At 62.9% G+C, this 17,081-nt stretch carries 16 protein-coding genes; 6 read left to right on the top strand and 10 right to left on the bottom strand.

The genetic code is table 11. The features are described from left to right. Positions 1-189 precede the first annotated feature (189 nt). Positions 190-1,836: an ABC transporter permease gene (locus V1278_RS07725; protein ID WP_334380188.1), complete on the top strand. Its 1,647-nt coding sequence runs from the start codon at positions 190-192 to the stop codon at positions 1,834-1,836. A 384-nt stretch (positions 1,837-2,220) separates the two neighbouring features. Here the strand turns inward: V1278_RS07725 and V1278_RS07720 are convergent, their stop codons facing one another. The 7 genes from V1278_RS07720 to V1278_RS07690 all read right to left on the bottom strand — a co-directional run bounded on the left by V1278_RS07720 (position 2,221) and on the right by V1278_RS07690 (position 9,071). Continuing rightward, positions 2,221-2,874, bottom strand: a complete 654-nt coding sequence (locus V1278_RS07720; RefSeq protein WP_334369026.1) for a GNAT family N-acetyltransferase — start codon at positions 2,872-2,874, stop codon at positions 2,221-2,223. Between the two features lie 4 nt (positions 2,875-2,878). Next, positions 2,879-3,529 (bottom strand): 3-oxoacid CoA-transferase subunit B, encoded by a 651-nt coding sequence (locus V1278_RS07715; protein WP_334365013.1) that lies wholly within the window; start codon positions 3,527-3,529, stop codon positions 2,879-2,881. Then, positions 3,529-4,266 (bottom strand): CoA transferase subunit A, encoded by a 738-nt coding sequence (locus V1278_RS07710; RefSeq protein WP_334365014.1) that lies wholly within the window; start codon positions 4,264-4,266, stop codon positions 3,529-3,531. The genes V1278_RS07715 and V1278_RS07710 overlap by 1 nt, the downstream gene beginning before the upstream one ends. 83 nt (positions 4,267-4,349) lie before the next feature. Further along, a complete protein-coding gene (locus tag V1278_RS07705; protein ID WP_334365015.1) occupies positions 4,350-5,123 on the bottom strand; it encodes a hypothetical protein in 774 nt (257 codons plus the stop codon). Then, a complete protein-coding gene (locus V1278_RS07700; protein WP_256441645.1) occupies positions 5,123-5,251 on the bottom strand; it encodes a hypothetical protein in 129 nt (42 codons plus the stop codon). Before V1278_RS07700 ends, V1278_RS07705 begins: the two co-directional genes overlap by 1 nt. Before the next feature lie 77 nt (positions 5,252-5,328). Further along, the gene (locus V1278_RS07695) at positions 5,329-5,781 is read right to left on the bottom strand and encodes a hypothetical protein (RefSeq protein ID WP_334365016.1); all 453 of its coding nucleotides are present in this window, start codon (positions 5,779-5,781) and stop codon (positions 5,329-5,331) included. Positions 5,782-5,807: 26 nt separating this feature from the next. Further along, positions 5,808-9,071, bottom strand: coding sequence for a CHAT domain-containing tetratricopeptide repeat protein (locus V1278_RS07690; protein WP_334380187.1), 3,264 nt, complete (start codon positions 9,069-9,071; stop codon positions 5,808-5,810). 494 nt (positions 9,072-9,565) lie between these two features. On the opposite strand from V1278_RS07690, the gene V1278_RS07685 reads away from it, so the two are divergent. Continuing rightward, entirely contained in the window at positions 9,566-11,503 is a 1,938-nt protein-coding gene (locus V1278_RS07685; RefSeq protein WP_334384124.1) for an AsmA family protein, read from the top strand. A gap of 70 nt (positions 11,504-11,573) precedes the next feature. Here the strand turns inward: V1278_RS07685 and V1278_RS07680 are convergent, their stop codons facing one another. The 3 genes from V1278_RS07680 to V1278_RS07670 form a co-directional block, all read right to left on the bottom strand. Then, the gene (locus tag V1278_RS07680) at positions 11,574-12,110 is read right to left on the bottom strand and encodes a hypothetical protein (protein WP_334380186.1); all 537 of its coding nucleotides are present in this window, start codon (positions 12,108-12,110) and stop codon (positions 11,574-11,576) included. 216 nt (positions 12,111-12,326) lie between these two features. Then, the gene (locus V1278_RS07675; RefSeq protein WP_334365019.1) at positions 12,327-12,539 is read right to left on the bottom strand and encodes a hypothetical protein; all 213 of its coding nucleotides are present in this window, start codon (positions 12,537-12,539) and stop codon (positions 12,327-12,329) included. Beyond that, positions 12,536-12,916 (bottom strand): hypothetical protein, encoded by a 381-nt coding sequence (locus tag V1278_RS07670; protein ID WP_334380185.1) that lies wholly within the window; start codon positions 12,914-12,916, stop codon positions 12,536-12,538. The genes V1278_RS07675 and V1278_RS07670 overlap by 4 nt, the downstream gene beginning before the upstream one ends. A gap of 97 nt (positions 12,917-13,013) precedes the next feature. On the opposite strand from V1278_RS07670, the gene V1278_RS07665 reads away from it, so the two are divergent. The 4 genes from V1278_RS07665 (at position 13,014) to V1278_RS07650 (ending at position 16,910) form a co-directional block, all read left to right on the top strand. After that, positions 13,014-13,193 (top strand): DUF3072 domain-containing protein, encoded by a 180-nt coding sequence (locus V1278_RS07665; protein WP_334380184.1) that lies wholly within the window; start codon positions 13,014-13,016, stop codon positions 13,191-13,193. 245 nt (positions 13,194-13,438) lie between these two features. Further along, positions 13,439-14,713: an SDR family oxidoreductase gene (locus V1278_RS07660; RefSeq protein ID WP_334380183.1), complete on the top strand. Its 1,275-nt coding sequence runs from the start codon at positions 13,439-13,441 to the stop codon at positions 14,711-14,713. Then, entirely contained in the window at positions 14,713-15,189 is a 477-nt protein-coding gene (locus V1278_RS07655) for a DUF2269 family protein (RefSeq protein WP_334380182.1), read from the top strand. Before V1278_RS07660 ends, V1278_RS07655 begins: the two co-directional genes overlap by 1 nt. Positions 15,190-15,524: 335 nt before the next feature. Further along, entirely contained in the window at positions 15,525-16,910 is a 1,386-nt protein-coding gene (locus V1278_RS07650; protein ID WP_334380181.1) for an ABC transporter substrate-binding protein, read from the top strand. The last annotated feature ends 171 nt before the right edge of the window (positions 16,911-17,081 follow it).

Below are 17,081 nucleotides of genomic sequence, written 5' to 3'. Positions count from 1 at the left end.
AAGTAGAACCGTGAGCACGCACCACGCACCGCTGCGTTCCCTCCCCCCTTGCGGGGGAGGGTTAGGGAGAGGGGTAAGCCACACGGGCAGCATCGCTCGCGGCCAGCCCTCTCCCCCGCCCTCCCCCGCAAGGGGGCAGGGAGCCCACCTGCACAAGCGGAGAGGCCTTAGCCCGCTTCGTGTGTCGACGTGAGTCCCGTCACGCGCCCGGGCCGCATCGCGGCAGCGATTGCGGTTGCGACCGCCATCCTCGTCGCAGCCCCCGTCATCTCGATCATTGCGCTCGCGCTGCAGCCGGCGCCTGACGTCTGGCAGCACCTGATCGACTACGTGCTACCGGCCACCATCCTCGACACCGCGCTCCTGCTCGGCGGCGTCGCTGTCCTGTCGCTTGCGATCGGCACCGGCACCGCGTGGACGGTTTCGCTGCATGAATTCCGCGGCCGGAAAATGCTGCTATGGCTGCTGCCGCTGCCGCTTTCGATCCCGACCTATCTCGCGGCTTACGTCTATGTCGACCTGTTCGAGCCGCTGGGCCTGGTGCACAAGACACTCGCGCACTGGCTTCCACTGCAGGACGCCGTGCGCATGCTTCCGAATTTGCGCTCGCTGCCGGGCGCGGTCGTTGTGATCGCGCTGGTGCTTTACCCCTACGTCTATCTTTCGGCGCGCACGATGTTCCAGTACCAGAGCGCGGAGTTCGCCGAGGCCGCGAAGACGCTCGGCGCCAGCCGCTGGACCACCTTCTGGCGTATCTCGCTGCCGATGGCACGTCCCGCGCTGGCGGTCGGCGTCGCGCTGGTATCGCTGGAAACGCTGAACGACATCGGCGCCAGCGAGTATCTGGGTGTCCGTACCCTCACGGTGTCGGTGTTCACGACCTGGCTCAACCGCGGCAGCCTCGCCGGCGCCGCGCAGTTGTCCTGCTTCATGCTGGCGATCGTGGCCGGTCTGATCGCAGTCGAACGTTACGGACGCCGCAATGTCACGACGGAGTTTTCCGCCGAAAGCCCGCGGCTCACGCCGCGGACCCGACTCGCCGGCATCAAGGGCGGATGTGCATTCGCGGCCTGCCTGCTGCCGGTGGTGCTGGGATTCCTTGTGCCGCTATTGTACCTCGCGCAGCAGAGTTTCAAGCGCGGGCTTTTTGCCAATTTCGACGCAGCGCTGTGGCGCGATGCATTCAACTCGGTCGCCTTCGCAAGCATTGCCACGTTGACTGCGCTGCTGCTCGGCTTTGCGACCATTCTCGCGTGGCGCTGGCGGCCGAATGGGTTGCGCTTGGTCGCAATGAACATCGCGCAGACCGGCTACACGCTGCCGGGGCTGGTGCTGGCGCTCGGCCTGCTCGCACCGGTGCTCGCCATCGACAACGGACTGAACGCACTCGCCGGATGGCTTGGACGATCGCTGCCGGGATTGATCGTGGTCGGCTCAGGTGCTGCCGTGGTGATCGCCTATGTGATCCGGTTTCTGGCGGTGCCGACCGGATTCATCAAGGCAGGGTTCGAGCGGATCCCGCACGACTACGACGACAGCGCACGCGCCGCCGGCGCCGGCCAGACCACGACGATGCGGCTGATCCATCTGCCGCTCTTGCGCCCCGCCATGCTCGGCGCGGTCATCGTCGTATTCGTGGATTGCCTGAAAGAGTTGCCGGCGACGCTGCTGTTGCGGCCACTCAACGTCGAAACGCTGGCGACCTCGATCTACCAGTACGCCAGCCGCGGCAGTTTCGAGGAAGGCGCGCTTGCCGCGCTCCTGATCGTTGCCGCCAGTATCGGCCCGGTGGCGTGGCTGACGCGATTTTCGGACGTACCGGCCGGGCCGGCGTGAAGTTGAGATTTCCGTCGTCCCCGCGAACGCACTAGTGGATGCACACATGTTGCAGTGCGATTCAGGCTTCATATGCAATTTTAGAATCGAAGATGCGAGCTCATCGAAATTTTGGAATCGAGGCTGGCGTTTTCGCGCAAGATCGGAGTCCAGCGCTTCGGTGGGGTGGAGAGCGCGCGCAGCAAAACTACGTCGCAACACTTGAGAAGTGCAAAAACCCTTGGCTTTTCATGAGTATTTGCGGCGCAACAAGTGTGCATGCCCTAGTGCGAACGCAGGGACCCATAACCACCGGCCGTTGTTGTTACGAAGGCAACTGGCCCCAGCGCCAAAAACGAGAGGCCGCGGAGTATGGGTCCCTGCGTTCGCAGGGACGACACGCGTCTAAATTCCGCGCACAAATCGCCGGAAGCCCGGCGAACCGGTCAACGCTTCGAACGCCGGATCGCGTTTTTCTTCGGCGAATGCAAAACCCGCCTTCGCATAACACCGTTCCGCCGCCTCGTTGCCGATCAGAAACGAGATCGATGCGTGATTGAAGCCCGCAGTCTTTCCGGCAGCCAGAGCATGCCCGATCAGCGCCTGCACCAGCCCCCGCCCGCGATATTCCGCCAGTGTGGCGACATGTTCGATCAGCCAGTCGCCCTCGCCGCCCTGCACCCAGCAATTCGCTCCATAGGCGCCGCGCCGGAAGATCGCCTTCAGATCGACGGCGCTCAGCCCTATCGCGGTCGCCACCTCCTGGATCGCCGCCCGCGCGGCGGTCTCGGTGCCTTTAGCGGGCAGCGCGCAGAGCGATGCCGCCGGCTCACCCTCGACTTCAGCGACGATGAATTGGGTGATGTGCCACCACGATTGCGTTGGCGCGATCGCGATGCATTCGACGAACGCAAGGCATTGCGGCTCGTCCCAGCCAAGCGCGATGTCGAACCAGCCGCGCGGGAACGGGCCGCGCTGCGAGGACAGGATGTTGCGGGCAATGAAGCTTGCGTCTTCGGGACGCGCGGGACGGATCGCAAGTTGCGACCGCCCCGCCATCACGTTAAGCGTTCTTCAGCGCGACGCGGAACTCGGCTTCGGTCTTTGCCTTTACCTCATCCAGCGTCACGCCATCGGCGAGCTCGATCAGCGCCATGCCGTCCTTGCCGTGCTTGTCGATGGTGAAGACCGCAAGGTCGGTCACCACCATGTCGACCACGCGCTCGCCGGTCAGCGGCAGGTCGCATTTCTTCAAGAGCTTCGGGCCGTCCTTGGCGGAATGCTCCATCACCACGACGACGCGCTTGACGCCGGCGACGAGGTCCATCGCGCCGCCCATGCCCTTCACCATCTTGCCGGGGATCATCCAATTGGCGAGGTCGCCGTTCTGCGCCACCTGCATCGCGCCGAGGATCGAGAGATCGATATGCCCGCCGCGCACCATGCCGAACGAATCCGCCGACGAGAAATAGCTGGTCGACGGCAATTCGCTGACCGTCTGCTTGCCGGCGTTGATCAGGTCGGCGTCCACCTCGTCCTCATAGGGGAACGGGCCCATGCCGAGCATGCCGTTCTCGCTCTGCAGGCTGACGTCGATGCCTGCAGGGATGTAGTTCGAAACCAGCGTCGGAATGCCGATGCCGAGATTGACGTAATAGCCGTCGCGCAGTTCCTTCGCGGCGCGCGCCGCCATCTGTTCGCGGGTCCAGGCCATCAGATTTCTACTCCCGTTGCCGCCGCGGACGCGCTCGATGGGCGCGGGCGGGTGTTGCGGAACTCAATGCGCTTCTTGGCCGTGCCGACCTCGATGATGCGTTTGACGAAAATGCCGGGCGTGTGGATGTGGTCGGGATTGAGTTCGCCGGCCGGAACCAGGTGCTCGACCTCCGCCACCGTGATCTTGGCGGCGGTCGCCATCATCGGGTTAAAATTGCGCGCGGTCTTGCGGTAGATCAGGTTGCCGGCGGTGTCGCCCTTCCAGGCGTGGACGATGGCGAGATCGGCGAACAGGCCGCGCTCCATGATGTATTTATCGCCGTCGAACTCCTTCACTTCCTTGCCCTCGGCGATCAACGTGCCGACGCCGGTCTTGGTGTAGAACGCCGGGATACCGGCGCCGCCGGCGCGGATGCGTTCGGCCAGCGTGCCCTGCGGATTGAACTCGAGTTCCAGTTCACCGGCGAGGTATTGCTGCGCGAACAGCTTGTTTTCGCCGACATAGGACGAGATCATCTTTTTGATCTGGCGCGTCTCCAGCAGCCGGCTCAGCCCGATGCCGTCGACGCCGGCATTGTTGGAAACCACCGTCAGATTCTTGACGCCGGAATCGCGGATCGCGTCCGACAGGGTTTCGGCGATACCGCACAGACCGAAGCCGCCGGACATGATCATCATGCCGTCCTTGAGAACGCCGTCGAGTGCCGATTTGGCGTCGGGATAAACCTTGTTCATGCAAATAAGACCTGATGGAGGGAACGGCCGAAGGCCGGCATGAGCGGATTATTAGGCGAATTTTTCGCGGTGCGTCAATGCGCTCAGCCGCCAATAACGCCCTTCAGACCGGCATACAGGGACCCGGCCGCGGTCCCCAAGATACCCACCATGGGCCCGGCCGCCGTCATCAGATCCTGAATGATCCGAGCGCGGCGGCGCAGGTGCTCCGCGCCGACATGCCGACCGACGAGCAGGCCTGCGGCCTTGTAGGCAAGCGGGTTGGGCTTGCCGCCGCCCTGCGTCACCGTTTTCGGGAGCACATCGACAATCAGGAAGCCGAGAATGTTGCCGGTCGCGAAAGCGAGCGCGATGCTGGCGGTATATTCGATCACCTCTCGCCATTCGATCCAAGGTCCGGGCACGATCGGAACGTTGTCGTTGATGCCGGTTACGGTGAGCATGCATGTCACGGCGATCGCCGCCGTCAAAAGCCCGACCGCAATAGCGCCGCGCCATCCGATTTTCAGATGCGAATGCATCAGGAAGCCAAACGGCAGCGGAATGACCACCGAAGCAAGCCGGAGATAGAGCGGGGTAATGTCCAAGATGATAGTGATGAGGGTGTGAGCGGCCACCAGCAGGATGACCGGGATCAGGACATAGGCGAGCGAATGAACGCCGTAGTATCGCAAAGGGGACCGAATCCGCTCGATGCGGGCATTGGTCCGATCGAGTTCACGCTGCAGCGCGTCGAGTTCGATGACGATTTTCTCGATCTCGATGATGACAGGGCGTACGATCCGCAGATCCCGCGAGCAATGTTTGCAGACGACTGCCTCATCCTTGATCGTTTCGGCGCAGAACGGGCATTCCATCAGGCTGACCGATTTTTTCTGCGGCGCCTGAGCGCCTCGAGTTCGCTCTTCGCGCGCTCCAGTTCGAGGCGCAACGTGTCGCGCTTGCGCGCCAGTTCGTCACGCTCCACCATCAGCGATTGCGGCACCGCGATCTCCCGCGAGCAGGAGCCGCACACCAGCGCCTCGGGTGGATTTTCCCTCGCGCAGTATGGACAGGCGGCGCTCAGGGGACGACCTTCAGGATGAAGCTCGTAGTCCCGACACGCCCGTCGGTGTCCTTGATGTCGACCCGCACCATGTGCTCGCCAGCCGGCAGTTCGACCTCCGGCATATCAATCCCGCGCGGCCCAACGAAGGATTTGACCCGCGACGTGAGATCGACGTTCGGGGTCCGGAGATAGGTCATCTTGACCGAATCCGGATCGATCTTGGCCCCGCCATAGGGTTCGAATTTAAGCTGAAGCCGCATCGGAGACCGGAGCTGTCCGCCGCCGGTCAGGAGATCGACCTTGGGTCCCCGCGTGATTCCGCGCCGCTCGGCCGCGACCGCGCCTTTCGGCGGCGGCAGCGCGGCTTCCTCGGCCGTGATCAAAACCTGCGCCGCTTTCGCCGGCAGCGCTCCGGCGGCGATAATCGCAATACTTCCCAGCAAAAACCGCAAGCCGCAGATACGCACGATCGTTCTCCCCCTGCCCTTCAACATTATCTCACGCCGCCATCGCCGATGATGGTGTACGGCGCCCAAAACAACGGATGTGCATAAGCGAATTCGGTCTTGCCGTCGGCACCAGTGTAGCCGGGGCCGTCCACCAGAGCCATCATCGCCAGCCGCAGCGCTTCACCGCGCGTCAATTTGGGATCCTGCGCCTGGCGCCTGAACAGATCGGTCACCAGTTCACGCGCCGACTGCGAGTGAACCGACCAGTTGGTCACCAGCAGCGCGCGGGTGCCGGCGTAGAAAAACGCGCGGCCGAGGCCTGAGGCGGCTTCGGCACCGGCGCCTGCTCCGGCGCCGGTGTTGCACGCCGACAGCACGACCCAGTCGGCGTCGAGCTTCAGCCCAAGGATTTCCTCCATCGTCAGCAGGCCGTCGCCATCGCCTCCGGTAACAGTGGGCGATGACAGCGCCAGCGCCGGCTGCGACAAGCCGTTGAGCTCGCCGGGTACGAGACCGTGGGTGGCGAACGCCAGCACCTTGAACCCCGAAAGGTCCATCGTCTTCACCGCCTGCTCGCTGGCCTGCTTGCCGAGGTTGAGGACTTTCGACGGATCGGCCTGCAGCGCCAGCGCGATCGACTTCAACTCGTCCGACGTATCGGGCAGCCGCGGCAACATCGCCAGTTCGGCGCTGTCGACGCCATCGAGTTTCGGGCTGTTGCGCCGCTTCAGTGGACCGCCTCGCGTCGTGTTGCCGGAGGCATCGGCGACCCTGACCTTGTCGGCGTTGTCAGCCTCGGCCTCCTGTTCCTTGCTGAAGTAAGGATCGCCGAACGCGATCAGTTCGCCGCGGTTGGGCTTGCCGGGCGGCAATTGACGCAAGGTACGCAGCGCCGCGGCCGAAGGAACGGTCGTGACCGCGTGCGTCCGCGCCAGCCACGGCACATCCTTGTAGCTTGCAAACAGCGGATCGTCGTCGCCGCGGATCTCGGTCGGCGCCGTTGGCAACAGCGACAATGGCAACAGGCCGAGCGCGCCATTAGTCACCAGGATCAGATTCTTGGCTGGCTTCCATCCGCTCTCGACCGGCTGCAGCAGCAGCGAATAAAGCTCATGCGCGAGCTTGAGATCGAACGGTGGAATGTCCGAGATCATCGCCGCCTGCGGCTCCAGCGCCTCGCGCAGCTTGCGCACCTTGCTCTCGATGTCGCCGCTGCTGGCCTTGATCGCGGCGAACGCGACCGGGCCGTTCTTCGGAACCGCCCAGACGAAACTGCTGCTTTGTCCGAAGTAGAACGACAGCATTGCTTCGCCATCGGCCAGTGTCTCCCTGATCTGCTCCACGGATGGCGATTTCGGCGCGACCAGGTCTGCATAAACCGGGAATCGCCGGCTGATCTCCTGGCGCGCTTTCAACCGTTCGGCGCGCAGTGCATTGATCGAGGCGTTGATCGCGTGAACGCCCTTGTCGTCGCGCTCGTGCGACGGCAGCGACAGCACGTTGTTCAGCGTTCCCAGTTGCGCATTCACCTGCTTGCCGAGGTCCTGTTCCTTGCGGACCAGTTCGGCCAGCGCCGGATCCTTGGCGGCGGCGCGCGCACTTGACGCCGCCAACGCCTGCTGCACCGAACGGCCGCGAATGGCGTCGGCTAGGCTGAAGGTTTCGACGCCGACATCGCCGGACAGGTTCTTCTCCTGCGCCAGCATGTTGAGATAGGCTTCGACGATGCCCTGCAGGCGCTGATTGCGCGCCGCCACCGCCGTGCTGTCGTCGTCATCGGCGTTCTCGCGCGACGACGCCATCAGGATCGGGATCGCCGTCCTGAACTCGCGGATCGCATCCTGGTCGCGTCCGGCCCGCATCAAGCCGATCGCCAGCGTGCCGCGCGCCGAGGCGGTATCGAGATGATTTTCGCCGACCCGGGAAATCTGCTTCTTCAGGAGCTGTTCAGCCGCGGCAATGCCGGCTTCGATTTGGCCGGAGGCATAGAGCGAGTAAATGCGCCCGCCGTTGAGTTCGAAAGCCTCTCGCCGCGCCGGCTCCCATTTCGCGATCGCCTTGTCGATCTGCGCAAAGACCGCGATCGCATCCTTTCCCTTGCGCTGCAGATTCAAGATGTTGCCGAGCTGCGACAACAACTGCACAGTCGAAAGAGAATCTTCAGCGACGCCAACCGTCCGGGTAATATCCAGGCTCACCCGGGCCAGTTGCTCCGCTTCGGCGTAACGGCCCTGCTCGACGAGGATGCCGGCCAATCCCGCGACAAAGCGCGGCGTGGTGGGATTGTATTTGCCTTGACTCTTCAATTGCGAGAGCAGCGCACGGCGCGCATCGACCTCGGCTTCGGCGAACCGTCCCTGCCGCGCCTTCACCCGGGCCTGGCTGAGAACGGTGAAATCGACCGCGAGTATCAGGCTCGCCTCGGAAGGCGGATATTCCGAGTTCAACAGAGGCTTGATCGCTGCACGGTTGCGCAGTTCGCCGAGCCTGTAGGCGGCTTCGGCGTCGCCGAACTGGCCGCGCGCTTCCGCCAGCATTGCGCGGCCGATCTCCAATTGGGCCTCCCAATTCTGGCCATAGATATTGTAGGCCGCGCGCCTGCCGGGAAAACCGCTGGTGCGGGATTCCTGAATCTGCGCCAGGCTGCGGCGGAGATAGCCCTCCGCCTGGCTGATATCGCCCATCTGGATCAGGATTCCCGCGATGGCTCGGTTCGCGCCGAACTGATAGCCTTGGGATCCCCTCTGGCTGGCGACCTCGCGAAGCTGACGCTGATACAGCTCGAACGCCTTCTTGGGATCTCCCGCGGCGGAGTACTGCTGGGCAGCAAGCGCGATCAGCCTTCCCATCATGAGGCCGCTCACGGCACCACGGCCGACTTCGATGGCCTTGTTGGCGTCGGCGAGCGAATCGGCGAGCCGGCCGAGCTGCGTCCGTGCACTGGCGCGATCGAAATAGAATTGAGCGAGAGCCTCGCTCGATTCCTTGCCCGGCTTGGCATCGGCCTTCGACTTCAACTCCTCGATCGTCTTGAGATCGGGCTTCTCGCTGTCCAGGATCGCGGTGATGTCGGTGATCGTTCGCGGCGGCGCGACAAAGCCGACCGGCAGCGCGCTACCGGGCGCCACCTTCGGCGCGACCTCGGTTGGAATGGCAACCGCGACATTGGCGCGGCCGTTGGCCTTGTCCAGCGCAGCCTTGACGCAGGCGCGCACGGTTGGCTTGGCCTGGGCACGGCAGGCTTCCATATTGCCCGCGCCGCCGGAGGAGCGCATGCAGGCCTGAACAATCGGGCGGCCGACGGTCATCCGGCAATTTTCCACCGCCGCCTCGAGGCTTAGCGCCTGCGCCGCGGACGCGGTTACCACAAGGATTGCCGCCGAAATGGCGCATCTTGTAGTAGCGCCGGGGAATGTCAGGAAATTTGTGGGCTTGAGTCGAAACGATAGCGCGTGATTATCCGAGGACACGGCGCACCCCCATTAATTTAAAATCAATGCTCAGCAATGAAAAAATATTAGCAAGTTTCTGTCCGGCTGCCATGAGATTCTGGGCCGGGCCTTCCGATCTCTGGTCGCATCCGGAATAGTACGGGTTTTGTGCCGCAGGCGGCACCGGGTTGTGATCTTCCGTCGGAACCGACCTGGGCGGCCTTGAAAGCGTCAAGAAAACCCTTCAAGTTGCGTGGGTTGGCACGGGCTGACCAATGCGGCGCCCGCCCCGATCAGCGCCCCTTAATCAGCAAGACCCTAGAAACAGCAACCCGAGTTCGGTTTAACCAGATCCGGATATGTCATTGACGATGGCCCAAGGAATGAAGCGCCTCGGGATGCCGGTTGCGGCGCTGTTCGGCGTGGCCGTGCTCGCCCTGATCGGAACCTCCTGGTTCATCAACCGCGACGCGTTGCGACAGGCGGTCGAGGCACAGATTCGCGCGGTTACCGGGCTCGATCTGGTCGTCACCGGCGCGATCGACGTATCGGTGTTTCCGGGCAGCTATGTCTCGTTCCACAATGTCGGGCTGAAGGGCGGCGGCACCACCGACCCCGCGCTGCAGGTCGATGTATTGACCGCAAATCTGCGCCTGCTGCCATTGCTGCTCCGCCGCTTCGAAATCGCAGACGTCATGATGTTGCGGCCGCATATCCGCGTCGTCAGGGAGGCCGGCGGCCAGAGCAACTGGACGCCGTTCGTCGAACGCATCGCGCGCACGATGAAGCCCGGCGCCGAAAACCAGGTGTCGTTCTCGGAAATCAGGATTCAGGACGGCGTGCTCAAATACGAGGATGCCGCCAACCGCGCCACCGAACAGCTCAGTGACATCGATCTCTCGCTGGCCTGGCCGTCGATCTCGCGCTCGTTCGCGGCGACCGGACAATTCGACTGGCGCGGCGAACGCGTCGACGGCTCGATCTCGGCCAGCGACTTCGTCGCGATGCTCTCGGGCGACCGCTCGGGTCTGAAGGCGCGGCTGGTCAGCGCGCCGCTGAAGCTCGCCTTCGACGGCTCCTTGGCCAACCGCACCAGCCTGATGATGGACGGCACGGTTACCGTCGACAGCGTGTCGCTGCGCAACGCGTTGCGCTGGATGGGACAGCCGGTGCCTGGCAGCGGCGGGTTCGGCCGCTTCGCGCTGAGGGCCCGCGCCAATGTCGTTGGAGCCTCGGTTGCGCTGACGAATGTGAATGTCGAACTCGACGGCAACGTCGCCGAGGGCGTGATGACGGTTGCCAATAACGGCCGCCAGACGCTGCAGGCGACGCTCGCCGCGGGCAACCTGGATTTCACGCCCTATATCTCGACCGTCCGCCTGCTTGCGAGCGGCGCGCGCGACTGGAACCGGCAATTGTTCGACCTCACCTCGCTCTCCGCCACCGACCTCGACATGCGCCTGTCGGCAGCGAGGGTGACGGTCGGCCCGACGAGACTCGGTCGCACCGCGTTCGGCGCCAATCTGCGCGGCGGCGCGCTGGCGCTCTCGGTCGGCGAAGCGCAGATGTATGGCGGCATCGCCAAGGGCTCGTTCGGCATCGCGCGTTCGGACGCGATCGCCGACGTCAAGGCGCAGTTCCAGTTCACCGATGTCGATCTGCAGACCTGCGCCAGCGAATTGTTCGGCATCACCAAGCTTTCCGGCCGCGGCAATCTCGGCGTCTCGTTGATGGCATCCGGCTCGAGCCCGTTCGGCCTCGCCTCCTCGCTCGACGGCACCGCCACGCTCACCGGTCATGACGGCGCGATCGCCGGCTTCAATGTCGAGCAGTTGCTGAAGCGGCTGGAGCGCCGCCCGCTATCCGGCGGCGGCAATTTCCGCTCCGGCACGACCCCCTACGACAACCTCATCGTTTCGGTGCACTTCAACGACGGCATCGCCACCGTCGAGGATATCCGCGTGGACGGACCGACCACGCGCCTGACGCTGACCGGCACCGCTTCGGTGCCGAGCCGCGAATACGACCTCAAGGGCGTCGCCAGCCTGACCTCGGCCGCCGCCGGCGACAAGGGCTTCGAACTGCCCTTCGTGGTGCAGGGCCCGTGGGACGATCCGCTGGTGTTTCCCGATCCGGAAAGCCTGATCCGCCGCTCGCCGGGCGCAGCGCCCCTGCTCGATGCGGTGAAGGATCGCAAGACGCGCGATGCGGTGCGCTCGGTGATCGAACGGTTTACCGGCGGATCGCGGCAAGCGGTACCGGAGGCGGCGGCGGACGCGCCGGCCAATGCACCGGCGAAGGCGAATTAACGTAGGGCGGACTAGCGTCAGCGTAATCTGCCTTAACGCCCCCCGAGTTGGCGGATTGCGCCTGAGCCTGTCATCGGGCCGCGCCGTGCGCGGACCCGTTTGGCTCATCCGCCCGTCTACTGTACTGGCCTTGGTAGCTAGAAAACATAGCGACGACATCGACCAATGCGGCAGCTCCCGCCGCAATGACGATCGCCAACGTGAACGCGTGAAGGAGATACTTCTTATACGCAGGCCGCTTTTCGCGCTCGGCCGCAAATTCTTTTGCGAACGGTTTTGAGAAAACGAGGATCAATGCGGCAGCCAGACTCAGAACTCCCATTGTCGCGCCCCAGATGACGCCGACATGCACCCGGCCAGCAAAGCCCCAAAATGCAAAGGCGGCAGATCCCGCAGCAAGAAAGTAAAATGCCGCACCTGCGTATCGCGCAATTTTGCTGAACAACCAGAGGCCCACCAAAATAACCAGCGCTGCCACCGCGTGGACCGCAAGACCAGAGCTAAAGCGTGGCAGATACCACTGCGAATAGATGAAAACGCTGCAATTCACCGCCGCGATCAAAGCCAAAAGGTAAAGCGCCGCCCTATAGCCGCATCGCTCAAACATCCAACCTCCTCCAAATTATTACGCTCAATTCCATCGCAAGCGATCTTCAGGGAATGTTGTTGCTGCGGCCACCGATGCTATGCGGCCTGTTGAGGAAGTAATCCCGATTGCCCAGCGCCGCCTCGGCATATTGATCGATTGCGACAACGATCGCCTGGACATGGGCATGGCACCATCCTTCCCGCGTCGCCCTGATCCGAACCTCCGCCAGGGCTTTTAGCCACGGCGGGTTATCTGCGTTGGGGTCGTACCATCTGAGCGGTCCTGACATCGCCGGCCTCTGTTGATGAAATCTTCCAACTCCGCCCGCTTGCGCGCGAGCAGGAGTTGCGCCTGCGCGTTATCCAGGCCGGATTGATTGAGCTGACGAGCAAGCTGATCCAGTTCGGCAATCTGCCGGCGCAGGGCCTGAATGGCATCATCGCTCACGGCGGCCTCGAGCCTTCTCCGTTCCGATTGAATCGGAACGGGGCTCTGGATTTTTTATTTGGACGAGTTTTCTTGCCGCGAACCGGTTCCCATTTCGCTGGAAAACGCTCTGGCGCCCCGATCGCAGGCTTCCTGCTGACCGTACGGACATCGAGCATCAGCCGCTCATCGACATTGAGCAGCCGCTCTTCGCCGCCGAGCCGGTTCCGCTCGCCGATGAGGCCGACCATGGTGACCCGCATGGCCATCAGACGCGTTGCTGCTTCCGAACAGTCCTCATCGCGGTTGAGCTGTTTGCGGATGTTATCCTCCGCGCTCAGCATCTCCGACCGTAAGAACCTGATTTTCCTGCGAATTTCATTCAATTTGTTGTCCATGGGGCCACCTCGCTGCGGTAGAACCCCATAAGAACAAATAAAGAACAAATTTCAAGTTAAGAGTTCGGATCGAATCGAAGATTCTTTGGGGTTTCAGATGTCCCGGCTATCGGACCAGGTGGATGCGCCGATGACGCCGCGCCAATTGGCGGCGCTGCGCACGCTCAGCGCCGAGGCCTACCAGCCAACACTGTTCGAGAAAAACCTGACGGCCAGGGAAGCCGAGCGGCGGATTGCCGCGCTGAAGGCGGAGATCGAATTGGCGAATTCGTTCTGAGCCGCCTGCCCGGTCCCCGTGACCGGAACGAAGGGACATGGAGCGCCGCCATAGCCCAAACCGATGCGCCACCTTCAATCCAAAACCGACCCGAGCCCGGTTTGATCCAGGAACATTGCTCTTCGCTGCGTGCTTATCCCTGAATGAAGGAAAGCCGTCATGCGGTGCCGCGTGCAGGCGTGGAGGAATTCGTTCGGGGCGTACGTTCTCGGAAGCAGGCGTGACTTCTCGGCGCGGAGCCGGTCATGAGGATTGCCGTTGTAGGAGGGACCGGACTGATCGGATCGGCAATCGTGGCTCACCTGTTCTCGCGCGGTCATTCCGTCGTTTCAATGAGCAGAGGCGACCATTCCGGCCCTGGAGCTCACAGGGTCGATATCTCCGAGGCGAAGTCGCCCGCATACTGGCTGCCGCATCTCGATGGCATCGAGGCGGTTGTGAATTGCGCAGGCGTACTTCAGGACAGCCCCGGCGATTCCACCTCAATGGTGCATCATCACGGCATCGCAAATCTCTTTGCCGCTTGCGAGCAGCTCCAGATCCGCCGCGTCATCCATTTTTCCGCCATCGGCGTCGACCGCGAAACCCCGAGCGATTTTTCCCGATCCAAACTGGCCGGCGACAAGGCGCTGATGGAGCGCGATCTCGATTGGGTCATCTTGCGGCCTTCCGTGGTGATCGGCCGCGCGGCCTATGGCGCCAGCGCGCTGATGCGAGGCCTGGCGGCGCTGCCCGCCATTCCCGTGATGCCGAACACGGGACAGCTCCAGATCGTCCTGCTTGAGGACGTGGTACGGACCGTGGAGCACTTTCTCGACCCCGCCGCGCCCGAGCGGCAGATTATCGAGCTGGTCGGCTCGCATCGCTATTCCTTCGGCGCGGTCGTTGCGCTGTTCCGCCGCTGGTGCCGTTGGCCGCCGGCGCGGGAGCTGCACCTGCCGCGGTTCGCTTCCAGCCTCATGTACAAGTTCGGCGACATGGTTTCATATCTCGGCTGGCGGCCTCCTGTACGCAGCACCGCCGAACGGGAGATCGGGCGCGGCGCCGTCGGCAATCTCGAAGACATGCAGCGGCTCGGGCTGCATCCCAAAAGCCTTCCGGAATTCTTCGCATCCGAACCGGCTTCCGTGCAGGAACGCTGGTTTGCCGGCATGTACCTGGTCAAGCCCGCGATCTTTGTCGTTCTATCCCTGTTCTGGATCTTAACCGCGTTGGTCTCGCTAGGACCCGGCTGGGGTTATGGCATGGGCCTGATGGGCGAAGGCGGGGTGGAAGGAACGGCCGCCACGCTCACGATCATCGCGGGCGCCCTGGCCGATCTGGTCATTGGACTTGCGATCGCCTACAGGCCGACCAGCCGCTACGGCCTCTATGCGGCCATCGCGATTTCCTTCGCCTACGCGATCATCGGCACCATCCTGGTGCCGCGGCTCTGGGCCGATCCGCTGGGGCCGATGCTGAAGATCTGGCCGATCATCGTGCTGCATTTCGCGGCGCTGGCCGTGCTCGAGGACCGGTGATGCTGTATTTCGTCCTCATGTATCTCCATGTCGTCGGTGCCGCCGTGCTGCTCGGCACCGGCGCGGGCATCGCCTTCTTCATGCTGGCGGCTCACCTCGGCGGCAAGCCGGCCGTGATCGCAGGCGTCGCCCGCATCGTCGTGATTGCCGACTTCATCTTCACGGCGACCGCCGTCGTCGTGCAGCCCATCACCGGCACGCTGCTCGTGCTGAACGTCGGCTATTCGCTCTGGGACGGATGGATCGTCTGGTCGATCGTGCTGTACGTCATCACCGGCGCGCTGTGGCTGCCGGTGGTGTGGATGCAAATGCGCCTGCGCGACCTCGCCGTGATCGCAGCGGCGGAAGGCAAGCCGCTGCCGATAGAATATCACCGGATTTTTTGGCTATGGTTCGCGTTTGGCATTCCGGCGTTCACCGCAGTGGCGATCATAATGTGGCTGATGATCGCCAAACCGCAGATCGGGGTTTTCTGAAATGCGCCGGCAATCGACGAGGACATTGAGCGAAGCGATAGCCGCGGCTTTCATCTCCGCATCTTGGCTCGCTCATTCGGGCGCTGAACCTAGCTAGCGCCTTCGACGCCAGGCGCTGAGCCAAACTCCCCGGCTTCCGGCATCCGAGGACGCAAAAATGATTGAACCAAAATGGTTGAACCAAAACGCCCCCGCGTGCGCAGACATCTTTGCCGCATTTGCGCCCTGAATATCCCCCTACAGAAGTTTGCATCGCCCCATCTGGATCGCGCCGCGCGCATGGGCTAGTCTTTTATCCAACCGGTTAACAAGCCGGCGTTTTCAGGGAGAACATCGTGATATCCAAAAAACTAGGTGGGCTTTCACTTGCGGTCGCTGCGGTCGGGCTGTTTTACGCCACTGCACCCGCACTGGCCCAGCAAAAGACCATCACCGTCTGGTTCGGCAAGGGCTTTTACAAGTCCGAGGACGACGCGCTCTTGGAGGCGATCAAGAAATTCGAGGCCAAGACCGGCATCAAGGTCGAACTGTCGCAATACGCCATTCAGGATATGATCCCGAAGACGGTGGCGGCGCTGGATTCGGGCACTGTGCCTGATGTCGCCTATTCCGACAGCTATGACGTGCAGGCGCAGGGCAAGTGGGCCTATGAGGGTAAGCTCGAGGATCTCTCCGATATCCTGCTGCCGATGAAGTCGGCGTTCGCGCCGAACACGCTGGAAACCGCGCTGCTCTATAACGACGTCGCCAAGAAGAAGGGCTATTACGGCTTTCCGCTGAAGCAGCAGAGCATGCACGTCCAGATCTGGAAGGACATGCTGGAACAGGCCGGCTTCAAGGAAAGCGACATCCCGACCAAATGGGAAGACTATTGGTCCTTCTGGTGCAACAAGGTGCAGGCCGCCAGCCGCAAGGCCACCGGTCAGCGCGTCTATGCCGTCGGCCAGCCGATGGGCGTGGAATCCACCGACTCGTTCCAGTCGTTCTACACCTTCATGGACGCCTACAACGTCAAGCTGGTCGATGACGACGGCAAGCTTCTGGTCGACGATCCCAAGGTGCGGGAAAACCTGATCAAGGCGATGAAGGATTACACCGACACGTACATCAAGGGCTGCACGCCGCCCTCCTCCACCACCTGGAAGGATCCGGACAACAACGTCGCCTTCCACAACAAGACGATCGTGATGACGCACAACTTCACGATCTCGATCGCGGCAAAATGGCTCGACGACGCCAACAACCCGGCGCTGACGCCGGAGCAGCGCGCGCTCGGCAAGAAGAACTACGATGAGACCATCATCACCGCGTCCTTCCCCAACAAGCCGGACGGCACGCCGATCAAGTATCGCTCCGACGTCAAGACCGGCCTGATGTTCACGGTCGCCAAGAACAAGGCGGAGGGCAAGGAGTTCATCAAGTTTCTGCTGCAGGAGGAGAACGTCCGGCCCTATATCGAAGGCGCGCTCGGCCGCTGGTTCCCGGTAACGACAGCCAGCCAGCAGAGCCCGTTCTGGCAGGCTGACCGGCATCGCAAGGCGGTGTACAATCAGTTCACGGGCGGCACCACGCCGTTCGACTTCACCAAGAACTGGAAGTTCACGATCTTGAACAACGAGAACGTCTGGGCCAAGGCGATGAACCGCGTGGTGAGCGAGAAGGTGCCGGTCGACAAGGCCGTCGACGAACTGATCGCCCGCCTCAAGCAGGTCGCGGGTTAGCGTAAGCAATGCCGGCCGCCGCGAACGTATGGTGCTTGTCGTCCCTGCGAAAGCAGGGACCCCCGCGTGAGCGCTTGCGCTCATCGCGAGGCCGCGGCGGTCGTTTTGCAAAATGCCGGTCGACGACCTTGCGCAATAACAACGACCTGTGGTTATGGGTCCCTGCGTTCG

It is taken from the genome of Bradyrhizobium sp. AZCC 1577 (genome assembly GCF_036924575.1).
GTDB lineage: Bacteria > Pseudomonadota > Alphaproteobacteria > Rhizobiales > Xanthobacteraceae > Bradyrhizobium.
The sequence above is the reverse complement of the archived record's forward strand: the minus strand, read 5'-3'. Positions and strand labels throughout refer to the sequence as shown.

Excerpts from the sequence above, each read along its gene's own strand:
- V1278_RS07720 (WP_334369026.1), bottom strand. The coding sequence starts at position 2,874 with ATGGCGGGGCGGTCGCAACTTGCGATCCGTCCCGCGCGTCCCGAAGAC.
- V1278_RS07715 (WP_334365013.1), bottom strand. The coding sequence starts at position 3,529 with ATGGCCTGGACCCGCGAACAGATGGCGGCGCGCGCCGCGAAGGAACTG.
- V1278_RS07710 (WP_334365014.1), bottom strand. The coding sequence starts at position 4,266 with ATGAACAAGGTTTATCCCGACGCCAAATCGGCACTCGACGGCGTTCTC.
- V1278_RS07705 (WP_334365015.1), bottom strand. The coding sequence starts at position 5,123 with ATGGAATGCCCGTTCTGCGCCGAAACGATCAAGGATGAGGCAGTCGTC.
- V1278_RS07690 (WP_334380187.1), bottom strand. The coding sequence starts at position 9,071 with ATGACCGTCGGCCGCCCGATTGTTCAGGCCTGCATGCGCTCCTCCGGC.
- V1278_RS07685 (WP_334384124.1), top strand. The coding sequence starts at position 9,566 with ATGGCCCAAGGAATGAAGCGCCTCGGGATGCCGGTTGCGGCGCTGTTC.
- V1278_RS07680 (WP_334380186.1), bottom strand. The coding sequence starts at position 12,110 with ATGTTTGAGCGATGCGGCTATAGGGCGGCGCTTTACCTTTTGGCTTTG.
- V1278_RS07670 (WP_334380185.1), bottom strand. The coding sequence starts at position 12,916 with ATGGACAACAAATTGAATGAAATTCGCAGGAAAATCAGGTTCTTACGG.
- V1278_RS07665 (WP_334380184.1), top strand. The coding sequence starts at position 13,014 with ATGTCCCGGCTATCGGACCAGGTGGATGCGCCGATGACGCCGCGCCAA.
- V1278_RS07660 (WP_334380183.1), top strand. The coding sequence starts at position 13,439 with ATGAGGATTGCCGTTGTAGGAGGGACCGGACTGATCGGATCGGCAATC.
- V1278_RS07655 (WP_334380182.1), top strand. The coding sequence starts at position 14,713 with ATGCTGTATTTCGTCCTCATGTATCTCCATGTCGTCGGTGCCGCCGTG.